Origin of the sequence: uncultured Shewanella sp. (assembly GCF_947495455.1) — a bacterium.
Taxonomy (GTDB): domain Bacteria; phylum Pseudomonadota; class Gammaproteobacteria; order Enterobacterales; family Shewanellaceae; genus Shewanella.
On sequence record NZ_CANLZC010000238.1, the window covers coordinates 1 to 688 of the forward strand.

A 688-nucleotide genomic window follows, 5' to 3' on the forward strand; every position below is an offset into this window, starting at 1 on the left:
CCACGGTGTGGTTCATGACTGGGGTGAAGTCGTAACAAGGTAGCCCTAGGGGAACCTGGGGCTGGATCACCTCCTTACCTTAACGACTAACTTAGCTCTGAATAGGAATATGTTGGTAATAAATTGCTCAATGCATTTATTACACACAGCACATCCCTGTGCTTGAGTGTTCACACAGATATGCTTGTTTATTTCTGCACATCTCTTAATAAAGAGTTGAGTATGGGATAACAACAAACTGTATAGCCTTGTTGCTATATAGCGTTCTTTAACAATTTGGAAAGCTGATAGTATTAATATGAAGAGATGGCGACTATGTCGCGGTTTTTAATATTAGTGCGAAATAAAAAATTGAGTTCTAAACACTTAAACATTAAGTGTCTTGTTATTTATTGCTTAGGCAATAAATAAAGTATTCTAATTTTGGCGAAAGTAGAAACCATTAGTTTCGATACAGCTATCAATAATACCCTTATTGATATCTAGTAGATATAGCGCAGCTTAGCGCTTGTTAGGCAAAGCCGTGGATTGAACGACGAATGAGTGTAGCAGCGCTACATGATTGAGGAGAGAGGTTCACAATGCAGGATAACAAGATGATAAGCAAGCGGAGACTTATTAGTGTTGTATGGTTAAGTGACTAAGCGTATATGGTGGATGCCTTGGCAGTCAGAGGCGATGAAGGACG

General features: G+C 39.2%; 1 rRNA gene. It reads left to right on the forward strand.

Annotation, left to right across the window (positions count from 1 at the left end):
- Positions 1-77 (forward strand): 16S ribosomal RNA (locus Q0791_RS24940); the annotation flags it as partial.
- Positions 78-688 lie beyond the last annotated feature (611 nt).